Origin of the sequence: Variovorax ureilyticus, from assembly GCF_050632185.1 — a bacterium.
Classification (GTDB): Bacteria; Pseudomonadota; Gammaproteobacteria; order Burkholderiales; family Burkholderiaceae_C; genus Variovorax; species Variovorax ureilyticus_A.
In genome coordinates, this window is sequence record NZ_CP192579.1 from 1,605,238 (window position 1) to 1,623,701 (window position 18,464).

At 66.3% G+C, this 18,464-nt stretch carries 11 protein-coding genes, 1 tRNA gene and 3 pseudogenes; 10 read left to right on the forward strand and 5 right to left on the reverse strand.

The window, feature by feature from the left end; translation table 11 throughout:
• Positions 1 to 352: 352 nt before the first annotated feature.
• Together ACQ858_RS07825 and ACQ858_RS07830 are read left to right on the forward strand one after the other, a co-directional pair.
• Positions 353 to 4,162: pseudogene (locus ACQ858_RS07825) on the forward strand (DUF748 domain-containing protein).
• Between the two features lie 92 nt (positions 4,163 to 4,254).
• Positions 4,255 to 7,052, forward strand: a pseudogene (locus ACQ858_RS07830) (DUF349 domain-containing protein).
• Between the two features lie 18 nt (positions 7,053 to 7,070).
• Here the strand turns inward: ACQ858_RS07830 and ACQ858_RS07835 are convergent.
• The 5 genes and pseudogenes from ACQ858_RS07835 to ACQ858_RS07855 all read right to left on the reverse strand — a co-directional run bounded on the left by ACQ858_RS07835 (position 7,071) and on the right by ACQ858_RS07855 (position 10,395).
• Positions 7,071 to 7,863, reverse strand: a pseudogene (locus tag ACQ858_RS07835) (zinc-dependent peptidase).
• Positions 7,863 to 8,624, reverse strand: coding sequence for a UDP-2,3-diacylglucosamine diphosphatase (locus tag ACQ858_RS07840; RefSeq protein ID WP_431276161.1), 762 nt, complete (start codon positions 8,622 to 8,624; stop codon positions 7,863 to 7,865). Before ACQ858_RS07840 ends, ACQ858_RS07835 begins: the two are co-directional and overlap by 1 nt.
• A gap of 20 nt (positions 8,625 to 8,644) precedes the next feature.
• Positions 8,645 to 9,154, reverse strand: a complete 510-nt coding sequence (locus tag ACQ858_RS07845; RefSeq protein WP_431276162.1) for a peptidylprolyl isomerase — start codon at positions 9,152 to 9,154, stop codon at positions 8,645 to 8,647.
• Between the two features lie 15 nt (positions 9,155 to 9,169).
• Entirely contained in the window at positions 9,170 to 9,763 is a 594-nt protein-coding gene (locus tag ACQ858_RS07850; RefSeq protein ID WP_431276163.1) for a peptidylprolyl isomerase, read from the reverse strand.
• A gap of 50 nt (positions 9,764 to 9,813) precedes the next feature.
• Positions 9,814 to 10,395, reverse strand: a complete 582-nt coding sequence (locus ACQ858_RS07855; protein WP_431276164.1) for a tetratricopeptide repeat protein — start codon at positions 10,393 to 10,395, stop codon at positions 9,814 to 9,816.
• Between the two features lie 191 nt (positions 10,396 to 10,586).
• On the opposite strand from ACQ858_RS07855, the gene cysS reads away from it, so the two are divergent.
• From cysS to ACQ858_RS07895, 8 genes are all read left to right on the forward strand, one after another.
• Positions 10,587 to 11,963, forward strand: a complete 1,377-nt coding sequence (gene cysS, locus ACQ858_RS07860) for a cysteine--tRNA ligase (protein WP_431276165.1) — start codon at positions 10,587 to 10,589, stop codon at positions 11,961 to 11,963.
• A gap of 14 nt (positions 11,964 to 11,977) precedes the next feature.
• Positions 11,978 to 12,628, forward strand: a complete 651-nt coding sequence (locus ACQ858_RS07865) for a DNA-3-methyladenine glycosylase family protein (RefSeq protein WP_431276166.1) — start codon at positions 11,978 to 11,980, stop codon at positions 12,626 to 12,628.
• 15 nt (positions 12,629 to 12,643) lie between these two features.
• Positions 12,644 to 13,624, forward strand: coding sequence for an acetyl-CoA carboxylase carboxyltransferase subunit alpha (locus ACQ858_RS07870; RefSeq protein ID WP_431276167.1), 981 nt, complete (start codon positions 12,644 to 12,646; stop codon positions 13,622 to 13,624).
• Between the two features lie 38 nt (positions 13,625 to 13,662).
• Positions 13,663 to 14,613 (forward strand): tRNA lysidine(34) synthetase TilS, encoded by a 951-nt coding sequence (tilS, locus tag ACQ858_RS07875; protein ID WP_431276168.1) that lies wholly within the window; start codon positions 13,663 to 13,665, stop codon positions 14,611 to 14,613.
• A 98-nt stretch (positions 14,614 to 14,711) separates the two neighbouring features.
• Positions 14,712 to 15,980, forward strand: coding sequence for an aspartate kinase (locus ACQ858_RS07880; protein WP_431276169.1), 1,269 nt, complete (start codon positions 14,712 to 14,714; stop codon positions 15,978 to 15,980).
• Positions 15,981 to 16,003: 23 nt separating this feature from the next.
• A tRNA-Ser gene (locus tag ACQ858_RS07885) sits at positions 16,004 to 16,096 on the forward strand.
• A 240-nt stretch (positions 16,097 to 16,336) separates the two neighbouring features.
• On the forward strand, positions 16,337 to 17,386 hold the full coding sequence (locus ACQ858_RS07890; RefSeq protein ID WP_431276170.1) for a Rieske 2Fe-2S domain-containing protein: 1,050 nt from the start codon (positions 16,337 to 16,339) through the stop codon (positions 17,384 to 17,386).
• Between the two features lie 58 nt (positions 17,387 to 17,444).
• The gene (locus ACQ858_RS07895) at positions 17,445 to 18,410 is read left to right on the forward strand and encodes a PDR/VanB family oxidoreductase (RefSeq protein WP_431276171.1); all 966 of its coding nucleotides are present in this window, start codon (positions 17,445 to 17,447) and stop codon (positions 18,408 to 18,410) included.
• The last annotated feature ends 54 nt before the right edge of the window (positions 18,411 to 18,464 follow it).

Below are 18,464 nucleotides of genomic sequence, written 5' to 3' on the forward strand. Positions count from 1 at the left end.
AATTTTGATTGTAAAAAGTGTGAGGATCAGTTCACAAATCGCCCGCCGCCAGTCGATTGAAAAGCTCATTTTGAAATCTTTCCGGTACAGGAATACGCTGTAAGTGCCTCGACTTTGTAGGCGCTTCACCAAGGTCCGGTAACCCAAGGAGCAATCCGGCGGTTCAGCGACTGCGGCCCAACGGTGGCAATCTCTTGCTGCCAGCCTGACCGGAACAGATCAACTTCCGGTCGCGCGAAAAGATGGCATGGGCGTTGCGCCCGCCATCGAGCCCGGTGGCATGACGTTCGTCCCGCCACCGGGCTTTCTCGTTTCTGGGAAGGAGAGGTTGTTTGGGGCACACTCCCGGGCGATGAAAGTCGGTGACCTGAAACAGAACAAATGGGTGCGGCGCGGCATCGTCGCGCTACTGGTCCTCTTGGGCATGTGGCTGCTGGCGTGGCTTGCAGTACCGCCCATCGCCAAGGGGCAGATCCAGCGAATCGCGAGCGACAAGCTGGGCCGGCAGGTCACGGTCGGCAAGGTCGACTTCAAGCCGTGGACGCTCGAGCTCACGGTGCACGACCTGCGCATCGCCACTGCCGACGGCAAAGGGGCGCAGGTGGCGATCAATCGCATCTATCTCGACGCCGAGCTGCAATCGATCCTGCGCCTCGCGCCGGTGATCGACGCTGTGTCGGTCGACTCGCCCGCCATCCTGCTCACCCACCTGAGCGACGGCAAATACGACATCGACGACATCCTGGCCAAGCTCGCGCCCGCGCCGGACGCGCCCAAGAGCGAGCCGCCGCGTTTTGCGATCTACAACATCGGCATCTCGAACGGTTCCTTCACCTTCGACGACCAGACGGTTCAGCGCCGGCACGAACTGCGCAACCTTGAACTATCCGTACCGTTCCTGAGCAATCTGGCCTCCAAGCGGGACATCAAGACCGAACCGAAGCTGGCCTTCGTGCTGAACGGGAGCAAGTTCGACTCCACGGCGGAGTCGACGCCCTTTGCGGAAAGCCACAAGACCGATGCGCAGATCAAGTTCGAAGGGCTCGATCTGGTGCCTTACCTTGGCTACATCCCCGGCGGCCTGCCGGTTTCGTTGCAGGCCGGCAAGCTCGATGCCGACATCCGGATCGATTTCTCGCAGGCTGCGGCGCCGGCGCTCAAGGTCACCGGCACCGTGGCGGCCAACGGCGTCAAGCTCGCGGATGGCAGGGGCAAGGACCTGCTTGGCTTCGAGTCGCTCAAGGTCGCGCTGACGGACGTGCGGCCGCTGGAAAGGGTGGTCCATCTGAGCGAGGTGGCGTTGGCCGCGCCGCAACTCGTGGTGGCGCGCGACCAGGGCGGTACGTTGAACCTGCTCGCCACCGACCCGGCCACCGGTGCCAAGGAGAAGGTCGGGGCCCTGCCTGCGACCGAATCCAACGGCGACGCCGGGGCCAAGCCTGCCGCGCCGCCGGGCTGGCACGTGCAGGTGGACAAGGTCGCACTCACCGGCGGCCGGTCGGCTGGCGTGACCAGACCACGAAGCCGGCCGCGAGCATCGACGCGAAGGAACTGGCCGTCGAAGTGAATGCGGTCACGTGGCCGATGGAAAAGCCGGCGACCTTCAACGGATCGACCGCCGTCGCAGGCGCGACCGTCAAGTTCGAGGGCCAGGCGACCGACAAGGAGGCGCGGGTGCAGACGGAGGTCGGTGCGCTGCCGCTGTCGGTGGCGGCGCCGTACCTCGCGCAAAGTCTCGAGCCGACGCTCGACGGCAAGCTCAGCGGCCAGATCGAAGTGGCCTGGACCCAGCCCGACCTGAAGTTCAAGGCGCGCAGCGTGGTGGCCGAGGATCTCGCGCTCACGCAGGAGAAGACCTCGCTCGCCAGCGTCGGCCGCTTCGAGTTGCGGGATGCCGAAGTCGACATGACCCGGCACACGCTGGCGATCGGCTCCTTCGCGGCCACGAGTCCGAAGGTGCGCGTGGAGCGGGACAAGGAAAAGCGCTGGATGTTCGAGCGCTGGCTCAAGCTGCCGGCCGGTGATGGCGGCGGCAGCGGTGATGCGAAGGAGGCCAAGGTCGCCGCGCCGAAGGACCGGCAGGCGTCCGCGGCCAACACGAAGCCGTGGGAGCTTTCCATCGCCACGGTGGCGGTCGACAACGGCGCGGTTTCGTATGCGGACAACGCCAGCGACACGCCGGTGGCTTTCGAGATCAGCGCGCTGAAGGTCAATGCCCAGAAGATCGCGCCGAACACCGCCACCGTGTCGCCGCTCAAGGTGTCGGGGCGCATCGCTTCGGGTCGCGCTGAGCCGGGACATTTCGAATACGACGGCAGCCTGGCACTGAACCCGGTCGCCGCCGAGGGCAAGGTGACCCTCGCGTCGCTGCCGGCCCATGCCTTCAAGGCGTACTACGCCGATGCGCTCAACATCGACATCCGCCGCGCCTTCGCGAGCTACCGGGGCACCGTCAAATACGCGTCCACGCCTGCAGGCGCGAGCGTGCGGCTGGCAGGTGATACCGCCGTCGACGATTTCCGCGCCAATAGCGTGATCCTCACGCAGGCTCAGGGGCAGGCCAGCTCGGGCAACAGGCAACTCCTGAGCTGGAAGACGCTGGGATTGCGCGGGGTGCAGGTGAACATGGTGCCGGGTGCGCCGCTGAACCTCGACGTCCGCGAAACGACGCTCACCGATTTCTTCGCCCGAATCATCATCGACCCGACCGGCAAGCTGAATCTGTTGTATCTGGTCAAGCAGCCTGGGCAACCGGCAGCGCCGGATGCATCGGCTCCGGCAACGGCGCCCGAGGTCACGACCAAGCGCAGCCTGGGTGGAACCACCACGACGACGAATGCCGGCCGCGCGGCTCGTTCGCGCGCCCAGGGGCTGCGCCACCCCTGCAGAGTTGGTGGTGGGAGGCGCACCGCAGGCTGCGGCCGCCGCGCCGGCTGCGCGTGCACCCGCCGCGCCGCCGAACTCGATGGCGCCGGTCATCAATTTCGGCCCGATGGCGCTGGTCAATGGGCGAATCGACTTTTCCGACACGTTCATCAAGCCGAACTATTCGGCGGATCTCACCGAACTCACGGGCCGGCTGAGCGCGTTTTCTTCCAAGCCCCAGGGGGACAAGCCGGCGCTCGCCGATCTCGAATTGCGCGGCAAGGCCCAGCAGACCGCGTCGCTCGAAATCACCGGCCGACTGAATCCGCTGGTCAAGCCGCTGGAGCTCGACATCACGGCGAAGATGCGCGAGCTCGATCTGCCGCCGCTGTCGCCGTATTCGGTCCGCTTCGCGGGCCATGGCATCGAGCGCGGCAAGTTGAGCATGGACGTGAACTACAAGATCGCGCCGGATGGCTCGCTCACCGCGTCCAACCGGCTCATCCTCAACCAGCTCCAGTTCGGCGAGCAGGTCGAGGGTGCGCCGGCGAGTTTGCCCGTGCGGCTCGCCGTGGCGCTGCTCGCGGACCGCAATGGCGTGATCGACGTCGACCTGCCGCTGCGCGGCTCGATCAACGATCCCGAGTTCAGCATCGGGCCGCTGATCCTCAAGGCGATCGTGAATCTGATCGCCAAGGCGGCGACGGCGCCGTTCGCGCTTCTGACCGGCGGCGCAGGAGGCGGGGAGTCGAGCGCCATCGTGTTCGCGCCCGGCAGTGCCGAGCTGTCTGCCGAGGCCGGGCAGAACCTCGACAAGGTCGCGAAGGCGATCATCGACCGGCCCGGCCTGCAGATGACGGTCGTCGGCACCGCCAGCCTCGAACACGAGCGCGACGGCTACCAGCGGCAGCGTGTGCGCCAGCTCGCGCAGGCCGAGAAGCGGCGAGCGGCCGTCCGGGCCGGCCAGAACGCGGCGGACGTCGAGGCGCTCAGCGATTCCGAGTATCCGGATCTCCTGACTGCGGCGTACAAGCGCTCGGACATCACCAAGCCGCGCAACATGGTCGGGCTCGCCAAGGACCTGCCGCAGCAGGACATGGAGAACCTGCTGGCAGCCAGCGTCCCCGTCGATGAGGAGTCGATGCGGCAGCTGGCGGTGGCGCGCGGCGCCGCGGTGCGCGACTACCTGCTCGAGCAGAAGGTGCCGAGCGAGCGCCTTTTCCTCGGCGCGGTGCGTACCAAGGCCGATGGCGACAATTGGAAACCCAGTGCCGAGCTGAAACTGGCGACCCGTTGAACCGGGCGGCGGCAAGTCGGTGAAAATGGAGTGGTGCGCCGGCAATTGCCGGCGCCTTCGCTTTTCTTCTACAGATAACGATTCTTCGCGCAGTGACTTCAACTTCTTCCAAGCCTCACGACATCCAGTCCCTCGACACGTTGACGGGCGGCGCGTTCACCGCGCCGACCTCGGGCGAACGTGCGCAGCGCATCCGTGATTGGCTCGCCCGCAATCCGGCAGCGGAGCAGATGCAGGACGTGTTCAAGGAACTGAGCGGCCGCGACAAGGGGGCCGCTCGCCTGCTGCGCGAAAAGCTCGACGAACTCAAGCGTGCGAAGGGGCAGGAAGCCATCGCCGCCGAATGGACGCACAAGGCCGAAATGCTCCTGGCCCAGCCCAAGCTCAACATTGCCGATGCGCTCGCGTGGCAACGTGATGCGGCGAAGGCCGGCGCACCCCTGTCGCGCGAGCCGCTGGCGGGCATCAAGACGCAGCTGGCCGAAAGGGTCAAGGGCATCGAGGATCTCCAGCATCGGGCTCAGGTCCATCGCGAAGCGGCGGTGCTGCTCGCGCAACGCTTCGAAGTGCTGTCGACCAAGAGCTGGCGCGACGCCCAGGCGGCCGAGGAGGCCCTGCGCAGCGACGTCGCCCACTGGCAGCAGCAGGCGGGCGAGATTGCGGCCGACGGCAACTGGAGCAGTCTCGACGCCAAGTTCGCGCCGCAGCTCGAATCCTCGAAGGCGCAGCTTCTGGTCGTGTCCGATGCATTCCATGGCGCACTCGCGCAGGCTCAGGCTGCGGCCACCGACCCTGCCGCGCCGTTGCCGCCGGTGCCGGTGTGGGCCGACGAGTTGCGTGTGGCGCGAGGCGGCGTCCCGGAAGCGGCCGCGCCCGCCGTGGCGAAGCCCGCCGGGCCCAAGGTCGATCCCGAAAAGCGCGCCGCGGCGCACGGCGCGGTGGAGGCGGCACTCGCCAAACTCGAGCAGGAAACCACCCAAGGACATGGCAAGGCAAGCGCCGGTGCGGCGGCCGCCCTGCGCGCGGTGCTCAAGGAGTATGGCCGGCTGGTCGACGCCGCGCTCGAGGCCCGGGTCCATGCCGCCCTGGTCGCCGCGGGCGAGCTCGAAGGCTGGCAACGCTGGAGCGCCGACAAGGTGCGGGAGGAGCTCGTGGCCAAGGCCGAGGGTCTGCTCAAGCGCCCCGAAGGCCGGGCGCTGGGCGGCAGGAAGATGCAGGAAACCCTGCGCAGCCTGCGCGAGCAGTGGAAGCAATCCGACCAGGGCGGGGTGCCGAACCACGCACTCTGGAAGCGCTTCGACGAAGCCTGCAACGAGGCCCACAAGGTGGTCGAGGCGTGGCTCGAAAAAGTTCGCGCGGATGCGGCGGAGCATCGTGCGCATCGCGTCGCGCTGATCGAGGAAGTGAAGGCCTGGGCGGCCGAGCATGCGAACGGGCCGGACCTGAAGTCCGTCAATCGCTCGCTGCACCAGTTCGCCGATCGTTGGCGCGACGCGGGCCATGTCGGCGAGAAGGTTTTCGCCGAGCTGCAATCCCAGTGGTCCGAGGCCTTCGGCGCGGCGCGTGCGCCGTTCGAGGTCCAGCAAAAGGCGAGCGTCGAGCGCCGCCGGCCATGATCGCCGAGGCGACCGAGCTGGGTGCGGCGCCTGTGCTGCGTATCGATGCGGTGAAGTCGCTCCAGCAGCGCTGGCAGGTCGAGGCGCAGTCGGTTCCGCTCGATCGCCGGCAGGAGCAGAAGCTGTGGGACGCGTTCCGCGCGCCCATCGACGAAGCCTTCAACCGCAAGACGGCCGAGCGCGAAAAGGCGTCGGCGGCCATGAACACGCACGATCGCAGCGTTCTCGAGGCGTCGAAGGCGCTCGAAGCCGCCAGCACGAGCGGCGATGCGCAGAAAATCCGCGCCGCCATCGCGCAACTGGAGGCCGCGATGCGCGGCGAAGCCGCCCGGGAGGCTGCGCCTGCGCCCGATTCCGCCGATGGTCCGGCCGTCGGCGCGACCGAAGTCGTGGCGCCGGGGCAGGCGGCTGCCGAGTTCAGCGAAAGCGCCGGGCAATCGCCCACGCCGAAAGATGCCGAAGCACTGCCTGCGCCGGTGGAGGCCGCAGCGCCGGCTCCGGCTGCCGATCTGGTTGCGCCGGCCGATGGCGCGGATCCTTCGGCGCGCAGCGATGCCGAAGCGATGCCCGTCGTGGCGCCGGCCAAGCCCGCACCGAAGCCGGTGATCGCCGTGCGCGGCGACGACCGTCCTGGCAACAGGAAGGCCGAGCCCCAGCCCGCGGCGCGCGGCGGCCGGTTCGGCGATCGTCGCGACAGCCGTGGCACACCGGGTGGGCGACCGGGCGAGCGCGCGCCGCGCGGCGGCGAACGCGGTGCGCCGGCGGGTGGACGCTTTGGCGATCGGCCGCCGCGCGAGGATCGCGGGCCGCGTCTGGGCGACACCGCATTCCGCGCGCAGCGCGACGCGATGGAGCGCGCAGACCTTGCGCTGCGCAAGCTGGCGGCGCAAGCGCACGGAGAGGCGCTCACCCAGGTGCTCGGCGCGTGGGAGAAGCGCGACGCGTCTCAACTGCCGAGTGCGCAGGAACTGGGCCGCGCGGTTACGCCCGCGGTCCGCAATGTCTGGTCGCAGGCTCTTGGCGCGACGCCTTCCGCACCGGTCGCCGATGCCGCGGAAGCCTTGCTGCGCCTCGAAATGGCGGCGGAAGTGCCGACCCCGGCGGAGCAGCTCGAAGCGCGCCGCGCGCTGCAGCTCAAGCTGCTGACACGTCGCGGCGACCCGGCGCCCGCACAGACCTGGGGCCAGGATGCGGGCAAGGTGCTGGCCGCGCCGCACGATGCGGCATCCGCGCGTCGGTTGCAGAACGCGCTCAAGGCCCTGCTGCGCAAGTGAGCGCCGTACCGGCCCGGACTACCGCTGGCCGGACCGCGTGAAGAACTCGTCGAAGAGATCGACGAGTTCCGGGAAGTCGCTGCGCAGCCTCTCGCGGTTGACGAAATACGCTTCGCAGGCCACGGCGAAGAACTCGCCCATTGACTGAGCGCCGTAAGCGTCGAGCCACGGCGGCTCGCCGCCGAAGCGCTCGGCGACGATGGTTTGTTCGCGGAAGGTGTCGTAGGCGGGCTGCAGTACCGCGACCCACGCGGCGCGTGCGTCCCGCGAATTCGAAGTACCGCGAAAGCCCCGGGGCAGGGGTGGGCAGCCATCGGCCATGCCGCCGCGCATGTCGATCTTGTGGGCGAATTCGTGGATCACGACGTTGTAGCCCTCGTCGCGCGTTGCACCGCTGGCGAGGACGTCCTGCCAGCTCAACATCACCGGGCCGCGGTCCATGGCCTCGCCGGCCACGATCTCTTCGTATTCGTGCACGACGCCGGTCGCATCGACCGTGGTGCGTTGCGCGACCGCTTCGGACGGATGCACGACCACCCCGACGAAATCGTCGTACCAGTCGAGCCCCCTGGAGGTGCAGCACCGGCAGGACGGCCTGCGCGGCGATCGCCAGCGCGACCTCGTCGGAGATGACGAACCCGTGCGCACCATGGAAGCGCTTGTCGCGCAGGAATTCCGCCGAGAGCTGGCGCAGACGTTCGATATCGGCCGGGGAGCGTTCGCCCAGAAAGCGATAGCGGGCCAGCGTGGCTTGCCATGCCTCGTCGGGAATGCGGGGCGCCGGGCGAATCCGGCGCAGCCAGGAGAACATCAGCGCAGATCGACGCGCTGAGCGCCGGCTGCGGAGAGGCAGAGCAATTGCGCGCGGGGCGGATGGGCCGCCGCATCCCAATCGCTCAACACCATTCGTTCGAGACCGTCGCCCAGGTCGTGCGTCCCGGGCTTGTGGGTATGGCCGTGGATCAGTGTGGTCGCATGGGCGCGACGCAGCCATTTGCGGGCGGCGTCGGCATCGACATCGGCCCAGACCATGCCGGGGCTTTGCTTGCGGTCCTCGCTCTGGGCGCGGACCGAGCGGGCGAGGGCGCGGCGCTCCTCCATCGGATGGGCGAGCACCGCGGCTTTCCATTCGGGGGTGCGCACCTGGGCCCGGAAGCGCAGGTACTCGACATCATCGAGACACAGGAGATCGCCATGGCTCAGCAGCCAGCGCCTGTCGTGCAGGACGAGCACCGTCGGGTCGTCGATGAGCGTGATGCCGCACTGCGCCGCGAAGGCGGGGCCGAGCAGGAAGTCCCGGTTGCCGTGCATGAAGAAGATGGGCCGCCGCGTGGTTGCGGCGCGCAGCACGTCGGCGCATTGCGCCTCGAAACCCGGGAGCGTGGCGGCGTCGTCGCCGATCCACACTTCGAAGAGGTCTCCGAGGATGAAGATCGCGTCGGCCGGCGAGGTTTCGAGATAGCCGCGCCGGGCCTCGAAGGTGGTCTGGTCTGCGGCCTGCAGGTGGAGGTCGGAGATGAGATCGACCGTGCGCCAGCTGGCCGGCGCGACGATCTCTGCAAACGCCTCCATGTGCGTCAGTCTGCGCCGCCTCAGGCCTTGACGACGGCCTTCTCGATCACGACGTCCTCGAGCGGCACGTCGTCATGAAAGCCCTTGCGGCCGGTCTTGACCGCCTTGATCTTGTCGACGACTTCCGTGCCGTCCACGACCTTGCCGAAGACCGCATAGCCCCAGCCCTGGGCCGAAGGCGCGGTGTGGTTCAGGAAGCTGTTGTCCGCGACGTTGATGAAGAACTGCGCGGTGGCCGAGTGCGGCGCGCTGGTGCGTGCCATGGCGACCGTGTAGGTTTCGTTCTTGAGGCCGTTGTTGGCTTCGTTTTGAATCTCGGCATCCGTCGGCTTCTGCGACATGCCGGGCTCGAAACCGCCACCCTGCACCATGAAGCCGGGGATCACGCGGTGGAAGATGGTGTTGTCGTAGTGCTTCTTGTTGACGTAGTTCAGGAAGTTCTCGACCGTTTTCGGGGCCTTGCCCTGATCGAGTTCGAGCGTGATGACGCCCTTGTCCTTGATGTGGAGTTCGACTTGGGGATTGCTCATGAGGGCTCCTTTGAATTATTTGGCCACCACGGTGGCCGATTGAATGGTGATGGTTTCGAGCGGCACGTCCTGCATGCCGCCCTTGTTGCCCGTGCGGGCGGCGCGGATTTTGTCGACGACCTCGGTGCCCGAGACCACCTTGCCGAACACGGTGTAGCCGTAGCCGTCGGGCGAGGGCGCATTGAGGCTGGCGTTGTCCTTCACGTTGATGAAGAACTGCGAGGTGGCGGAGTTCGGATCGGAGGTGCGTGCCATCGCGATCGTGTACTTGTCGTTCTTGAGGCCGTTCTTGGCTTCGAGGGGGATGGGCGCGCGCGTGGGCTTCTGCCGGAGTTCGGAGGTGAAGCCGCCGCCCTGGATCATGAAGCCGTCGATGACGCGATGGAAGATCGTGCCGTCGTAGTGCTTGTCGTTGACGTACTGGAGGAAGTTCTCGACCGTCTTTGGCGCCTTGTCCGGATAGAGCTCGACCACGATGTCGCCGGCAGAGGTGCCGAGCTTGACGCGAGGTGCGGCGGTCTGGGCCCAGCCGATGGTGCTGGTACCGGCAATCGCCAGCGTCGTGGCGGCGATCAGCGCCGCGCGGCGCGAGAGGATTCGAAGGGTCACGGGAGTTCGCTTTCCGAAGATGCGCCGAAGCGCGGGAGAACGTGGCCGGCTTACTTGCGCACGGGTTTGCGTGCCGCCTGCGTCGCGGGGGGCAGATCGCCGGGAGCGGGTGCGCTGAACATCTGGCGGATCAGCGCGAGCTTGGGCGGCACGGTGGCGTTGCCGGCCTCGAGCTGCTTGGCGCGGCTGTAGGACTCCGCGGCGAGTCGCACATACACGTCGCCGAGATTCTCGTGCGCCGTCGCGTAGTCGGGATTGAGCTTGACGGCCATCTCGAGTGCGGCCCGGGCCTTGTCGAACTGGCTCTGCGACGCGTAGAGGGCGGCGAGGTTGTTGTAGGGCTCGGGCAGCTCGGGGTAGTCCTGGGTGAGCTGCGTGAACGCGGCGACGGCATCGGCCTCTTTGCCCTGTTCGGTGAGGATCACGCCGCGCAGGAAGCGCATCTGCGGATCGCGGGGCTTGCCGCTGATGTAGGCGTCGGCCTTGGTCAGGGCTTCGTCCCCCTTGCCCTGGCGCAGCAGGGCGTTGACATCGCTGTATTCATCCGCATGCGCGGCGCCCATGGCCAAGGCCAGCACCAGGGCAGGGAAAACGCGAAGGAGGGAAGCAGAGGTGAAAGCGGCAAGCTGCATGGAGCCTCGAAATTGGGAGGGGACACAGGCCGCGTAACACGCGGAAATATCCATCGGTGGCCGTTTATACTGCAGGGCATTGTAGCCGAGGGGGCATGCCGAGCCGCTCGTCTACGCAGCACTTTCACCCCTGAAAATCAGCTGTCCTTCGCCCGTTTTTGCACGAGCGCGAACTGACGCTCCTAACCTTCATGAGTCTTCGCATCTACAACACGCTGTCGCGTGAACTGGAGGAGTTTTCTCCACTGCAACCCGGCCGGGTGCGCATGTACGTGTGCGGAATGACCGTCTATGACTATTGCCACCTGGGCCATGCACGTTCGATGATTGCGTTCGATGTGGTGCAGCGATGGCTCAAGTCCTCCGGCCTGGCCGTCGACTACGTGCGCAACATCACCGACATCGACGACAAGATCATCCGCCGCGCCGTCGAGAACGGTGAAAGCATCCGCGCGCTGACCGATCGCATGATTGCTGCGCTGCATGAGGATGCGGATGCGCTCGGCATCGAAAGGCCTACGCATGAGCCCCGTGCCACCGAATACATCCCGCAGATGCTGTCGATGATCGGCACGCTGGAGAAGAGGGGCCTGGCCTACCGCTCGCCCAACGGGGATGTGAACTACGCGGTGCGCAAGTTCCCGGGCTACGGCAAGCTCAGCGGCAAGTCGCTCGATGAACTGCATGCCGGCGAGCGCGTCGCGGTGCTCGACGGCAAGGACGATCCGCTGGACCCCGTGCTCTGGAAGAGCGCCAAGCCGACCGAGCCCGAAGAGGTCAAGTGGGCGAGCCCCTTCGGCCCTGGCCGGCCCGGCTGGCACATCGAATGCTCGGCCATGGCCTGCGAGCTGCTCGGCGAAACGCTGGACATCCACGGCGGCGGCGCGGACCTGCAGTTCCCCCATCACGAGAACGAGATCGCGCAGAGCGAAGGTGCCAACGGCAAGCCATTGGCGCGCTTCTGGATGCACAACGGCTTCATCAACATCGACGACGAGAAGATGTCCAAGAGCCTGGGCAACTTCTTCCTCATCCGCGACGTGCTGAAGAAGTTCGACGCCGAGACGATCAGGTTCTTCGTGGTGCGGGCGCACTACCGCAGCCCGCTCAACTACAGCGACGTGCATCTGGGCGATGCCCGTGCGTCGCTCAAGCGGCTGTACAACGCGCTGCATCTTGTGCCACCGGCCAAGGTCGACATCGATTGGCGCAATGACTATGCGTCGCGCTTCAAGGCGGCAATGGACGAGGACTTCGGGACACCCGAAGCTGTGGCGGTGCTGTTCGACCTGGCCGGTGAAGTCAACCGCACCCGGTCGCCGGAACTCGCTGGGCTGCTGAAGGCGCTCGGCGCCTGCCTGGGCATTCTGCAGGCCGACCCGCAGGCTTTCCTGCAGGCCGGTGCGACCCTCGACGAGGCAGCCATCCAGGCTCTGATCCAGCAGCGCGCGGATGCCAAGGCGGCAAAGAACTTTGCCGAAGCGGATCGCATCCGCAGCGAGCTGCTCGCGCAGGGGATCGTGCTGAAGGATTCCCCCACCGGCACCACTTGGTCGTCGGCACAGTGAACAGGGCGAAGACGATGCCCCCTGCAAAGAAGCCGGCCGTCGTGGTCTTCACGCCCGACTACTGGGAAGAAGCCTGCAAGCACCTGGCCAAGAAAGACCGCGTCATGAAGCGGCTCATTCCCCGTTTCGGCGATGCCTGTCTCGAATCGCGCGGCGACGCGTTCACGACGCTGGCACGCAGCATCGTGGGCCAGCAGATCTCGGTGAAGGCGGCCCAGTCCGTGTGGGACCGTTTCGCGAACCTGCCCCGAAAGATGGCGCCCGCAAGCGTGCTCAAGCTCAAGGTCGACGACATGCGCGGGGCGGGGCTTTCCGCCCGCAAGGTCGAGTACCTCGTCGATCTCGCGCTGCACTTCGATTCGGGCGCGGTGCACGTCGACAAGTGGAAGGACATGTCCGACGAGATGATCATCGAGGAACTCGTCGCGATCCGCGGCATCGGCCGCTGGACGGCCGAGATGTTCCTGATCTTCCACCTGATGCGTCCCAACGTGCTGCCGCTGGACGACCTCGGGCTGATCAACGGCATCAGCCAGAACTATTTTTCCGGCGACCCGGTCAGCCGCAGCGATGCGCGCGAAGTGGCTGTCGCCTGGGCCCCGTACTGCAGCGTGGCGACTTGGTATATTTGGCGATCGCTCGACCCGCTACCGGTCGCATACTGAAAATAGGAGAAGACGTTGGCGAAACGAACCTTTCTCGACTTCGAGCAGCCCGTGGCCGAGCTCGAAAGCAAGATTGAAGAGCTGCGCTATGTGCAGACCGAGTCCGCAGTCGATATCTCTGAGGAGATCGATCAGCTCGGCAAGAAGAGCCTCCAGCTCACCAAGGAAATCTACAGCGACCTGACGCCCTGGCAGATCACCAAGATCGCGCGGCATCCGGAACGTCCCTACACCCTCGACTACATCAACGAGATCTTCACGGATTTCGTCGAACTGCACGGCGATCGCCACTTTGCCGATGACCTCTCAATCGTCGGCGGTCTCGCGCGATTCAACGGTACGCCTTGCATGGTGCTCGGCCATCAGAAGGGCCGCGACACCAAGGAGCGCACCGCGCGCAACTTCGGCATGAGCAAACCCGAGGGATACCGCAAGGCGCTGCGCCTGATGAAGACGGCGGAGAAGTTCAAGCTTCCGGTCTTCACCTTCGTCGACACGCCGGGTGCGTACCCGGGCATCGATGCCGAGGAACGCGGCCAGTCCGAGGCCATCGGCCGCAACATCTTCGAGATGGCGCAACTCGAGGTGCCGATCATCGTGACGATCATCGGCGAGGGCGGGTCCGGCGGCGCGCTGGCGATCTCGGTGGGCGATCAGCTGCTGATGCTCCAGTATTCCGTCTATTCCGTGATCAGCCCGGAAGGTTGCGCGTCCATCCTCTGGAAGACCAGCGACAGGGCGCAGGAAGCGGCCGATGCGCTGGGCATCACCGCGCACCGGCTCAAGGCGCTGGGCCTGGTGGACAAGATCGTCAATGAGCCGGTGGGCGGTTCGCACCGCGATCATCGGCAAATGGCTGCTTTCCTCAAGCGTGCGTTGAACGACGCCTTCCGCCAAGTGGGCGACCTGTCGGTCAAGGAACTGCTGGCCCGTCGCTACGACCGGCTCCAGAGCTACGGCCGCTTCGCCGACACCAAGGCGGATAGCGGCAAGTAACGCGCGCGCGGGCGCCAGCCTGGCGCGCGGTCTCTCCCATGGAAAATCCCGCCGACCATGCGCTGGCTTCATGGTCGGCGGTTCTGCCATTGGGCGTGGCCTACAGCGGCGGGGCGGATTCCACCGCGCTCCTGCATGCGGCGGTAAAGCGCTGGCCAGGCCAGGTTCATGCGTTTCATGTTCACCATGGCCTGCAGCACGCCGCAGATGATTTCGAGGCGCATTGCGCCGCCACCTGCGCGACGCTGGAGGTGCCGCTGCACGTAGGGCGTGTCGATGCGCGTCACGCGCCCGGCGAAAGCCCGGAAGACGCTGCACGGCGCGCGCGTTATGCGACGCTGGCCGCGCTGGCGCAGGCGAGCGGGGTGCAGCACGTCCTCCTCGCGCAGCATGCGGACGATCAAGTCGAGACGCTGCTTATCGCCTTGGGCCGCGGCGCTGGTGTCGATGGCCTGGCCGGCATGCCAAGCCGCATGGAGCGGCACGGCGTGGTGTTTCACCGGCCGTTGCTCGAACTGCACGCCGATGCCTTGCGCGCGTGGATCGCCGCGGCCGGCATTCCGCACATCGACGACCCGAGCAACGCCGACCTGCGCTATACGCGCAATCGCATCCGGCGGCTGGTGCTGCCGGCCCTCGCCGAGGCCCTGCCGCAGTACCGCGAGACCTTCGCCCGCTCGGCGCGCAACGCGGCGAGGGCATCGAGGCTGCTCTCCGAAGCGGCGGCGGGCGATCTCGCCGCCGCGGGTTCGCCGCCCAGGCTGGCCGCGTTGCGGGCGCTGCCCCGCGAGCGTCTGGCGAATCTCCTGCGCCACTGGCTCAAGACCGAGCACGGCGTGGTACCGAGCGAAGCGCAGCTCGAGCAGCTTCAGGGCCAGATCGCCGCCTGCAGCACCCGAGGCCACCGGATCCGCATCAAGGTGGCCTCCGGAAGGGTCGAACGCGAAGGCGACGCGTTGCGTTGGTACAATGCTTCGCCCTTGCCGTAGCTCTCGGCCTCGCGTCGATCTTGACAGGTGAGCTGAATGGCGAAGGCGCACGAATGCCGGCATTGCGGCATGCGAACTCTTCTCTCTTGACTTCACCCATGGCATTGATCGTTCACAAATACGGCGGCACGTCGATGGGCTCGACCGAGCGCATCCGAAATGTCGCCAAGCGCGTCGCCAAATGGGCTCGCGCCGGCCACCAGATGATCGTGGTCCCGAGTGCCATGAGCGGCGAAACCAATCGCCTGCTCGGGCTCGCCAAGGAACTCGCCTCCGGCACGCCCGACGACGACCACAACCGCGAACTCGACATGCTGGCCGCGACCGGCGAGCAGGCCTCTTCGGCGCTTCTGGCGATCGCTCTCCAGTCCGAAGGTCTTCAGGCTGTCAGCTACGCAGGCTGGCAGGTCCAGGTCAAGACCGACAGCGCGTTCACCAAGGCGCGTATCGAGAGCATCGATGACGAGCGCGTGCGCGCCGACCTCGATGCCGGCAAGGTGGTTGTCATCACCGGCTTCCAGGGTGTCGACGACGCCGGCAACATCACCACGCTCGGCCGTGGCGGCAGCGACACCTCGGCGGTGGCGATCGCCGCGGCGATGAAGGCGAACGAGTGCCTCATCTACACCGACGTCGACGGCGTCTACACCACCGATCCGCGCGTCGAGCCCGATGCGCGCCGCCTCGCCACCGTGAGCTTCGAGGAAATGCTCGAAATGGCGAGCCTGGGCTCCAAGGTGCTGCAGATCCGCTCGGTCGAATTCGCCGGCAAGTACAAGGTGCCGCTGCGCGTGCTTTCGAGCTTCACGCCGTGGGACATCGACATCAACGAAGAAGCCAAGTCAGGCACGCTGATCACTTTCGAGGAAGACGAGAACATGGAACAAGCCGTCGTATCCGGCATTGCGTTCAATCGCGACGAAGCCAAGATTTCCGTGCTGGGCGTGCCCGACAAGCCGGGCATCGCCTATCACATCCTCGGCGCTATCGCCGATGCGAACATCGAAGTCGATGTGATCATCCAGAACCTGAGCAAAGACGGTCGCACCGACTTCAGCTTCACGGTTCACCGCAACGACTACGCCAAGGCGGTCGACCTGCTCAAGACCAAGGTGCTGCCCACACTGGGTGCGGCGGACATCGTCGGCGACACCAAGATCTGCAAGGTCAGCATCGTCGGCATCGGCATGCGCAGCCACGTCGGCGTGGCGAGCAAGATGTTCCGGGTTCTGAGCGAAGAGGGCATCAACATCCAGATGATTTCCACCAGCGAAATCAAGACCTCGGTCGTGATCGACGAGAAATACATGGAGCTTGCCGTCCGCGCGCTGCATAAAGCCTTCGATCTGGATCAACCTGCCTCCTGAAACTGGCATAATGGCGGGCTTGAGGAACTGTGACCGAGTGGCCGAAGGTGCTCCCCTGCTAAGGGAGTATGGGGTGTAGAGCCTCATCGAGGGTTCGAATCCCTCCGGTTCCGCCAAAACAGCAGAAACCCCGTCGATCTTCGGATCGGCGGGGTTTTTTGTTTTTGCGGTGGCGATCGGTTCGTGCCGGGGCGCGAGCGCACCAAATCGCCGACTAAGGGTAACTACGGGGTACGGTCGGAAAACTTCATTCAGTACACTCATCGAAGACGATTCAGTGTACTGAATCAAGTTGCCGAGAGCACTAAGTTTCGGCCCTCCGATCCCACTCAGCACCCATCCCACGAGGAGCCACCATGTTTCCTAAGAACGCCTGGTACGTCGCCTGTTCGGCCAACGAGATCGACGACAAGCCCCTGGGCCGCAAGATCTGCGGCGAAAGCCTGGTCCTCTACCGCGCAGCCGACGGCAAGGCGACGGCGCTGGAGGATTTCTGCCCGCACCGCGGTGCACCGTTGTCGCTCGGCCGCGTGGTCGAAGGAAAGCTGGTCTGCGGCTACCACGGCCTCGAAATGGGCTGCGACGGCAAGACGGTTGCCATGCCCGGCCAGCGCGTGCGCGGCTTTCCTGCGATCCGCAACTTCCCGGTGATCGAGCGCTACGGCTTCGTCTGGGTCTGGCCCGGCGATCCGGTGCTGGCCGATGCGTCCAAGCTGCACCACCTCGAGTGGGCCGAGAGCCCCGAGTGGGCCTACGGCGGCGGCCTGTTCCACATCAACTGCGACTACCGCCTGATGGTCGACAACCTGATGGACCTCACGCACGAAACCTACGTGCACTCCACCAGCATCGGCCAGAAGGAAATCGACGAAACGCCGACCACCACCAAGGTCGACGGCGACACGGTGGTCACCAGCCGCTTCATGGAGAACATCTCGGCACCCCCGTTCTGGCGCATGGCGCTGCGCGGCAATCACCTCGCCGATGACGTGCCGGTGGACCGCTGGCAGATCTGCCGCTTCACGCCGCCGAGCCACGTGATGATCGAGGTCGGCGTGGCGCATGCCGGGAAGGGCGGCTACAACGCCGATCCGGCGCACAAGGTGTCGAGCATCGTGGTCGACTTCATCACGCCCGAAACCGAGACCTCGCACTGGTACTTCTGGGGCATGGCGCGCAACTTCCAGCCGCACGACAAGGCCCTCACGGCAGCCATCCGCGAAGGCCAGGGCAAGATCTTCAGCGAGGACCTGGAGATGCTCGAATCGCAGCAGCGCAACCTGCTGGCGCATCCCACGCGCAATCTGCTCAAGCTCAACATCGACTCGGGTGGCGTGCAGTCGCGCCGCGTGCTCGATCGCCTGATGGCGCAGGAAGGCATCGGCGCCGAAGCGGTGGCGGCATGAGCGCCGCCCGGCCGCCCGAAGGCGCTCGCACCGCAATGCGAAGCATGGAGGTTGCGCAATGAGCTCCGTCGAGCTCGAAGTGCGCATCGCGCGCAAGCAGACGGAAGCCGTCGACATCTGCACTTTCGAGCTGGTGCAGGCCGAAGGCCATCCGCTCCCTGCCTTTTCGGCCGGCTCGCACATCGACGTGCACATGCCCGGCGGCGTGACGCGCCAGTACTCGCTGTGCAACGACCCGCGCGAAAGTCATCGCTACCTGATCGGCGTGCTGCGCGACCCGGCTTCGCGCGGTGGCTCGAAGACCATGCACGATGCCATGGAAGAGGGCGCCTTGCTGCGCATCAGCGCGCCGAAGAACCACTTCCAGCTCGCGCACGGCGCGACCCGCAGCCTGCTGATCGCGGGGGGCATCGGCGTGACGCCGATCCTCTGCATGGCCGAGCGCCTCGCGATGACGGGCGGTGCGTTCGAGATGCACTACTGCACGCGCTCGCGCGATCGGACCGCCTTCGTCGACCGCATCGCGCAGTCGGCCTTCGCGCCGCAGGTGCGCTTCCATTTCGACGACGGCGATGCGTCGCAGAAGCTCGCGCTCGATCCGTTGCTGGCCGCGCCGCAGCCGGGCGTTCACGTCTATGTCTGCGGGCCGAAGGGCTTCATGGATTGGGTGCTCGACGCCGCGCGCGCCGCGGGCTGGCCGGCCGATCAGCTCCATTACGAGTTCTTCTCCGCGGAAGTGGCCAAGTCCGATGACGATGCGGCCTTCGAGGTGAAGCTCGCCAGCTCCGGCCGCGTGGTCAAGGTCGAGAAGGACCAGACGGTGGTGCAGGCGCTGGCCGCGATCGGCGTCGAGGTGCAGACCTCGTGCGAGCAGGGCGTGTGCGGCACCTGCCTCACGCGCGTGCTCGAAGGCGAGCCGGACCACAAGGACATGTACCTCACGCCGGAAGAGCAGGCGGCCAACGACCAGTTCACGCCCTGCTGCTCGCGGTCGCGTTCGCCGGTGCTGGTGCTCGACCTGTAGCAGCGTGCGGGGCCTGCCCCGCCATCGATAATCCCGGGCTGTTTGCCAATCGAA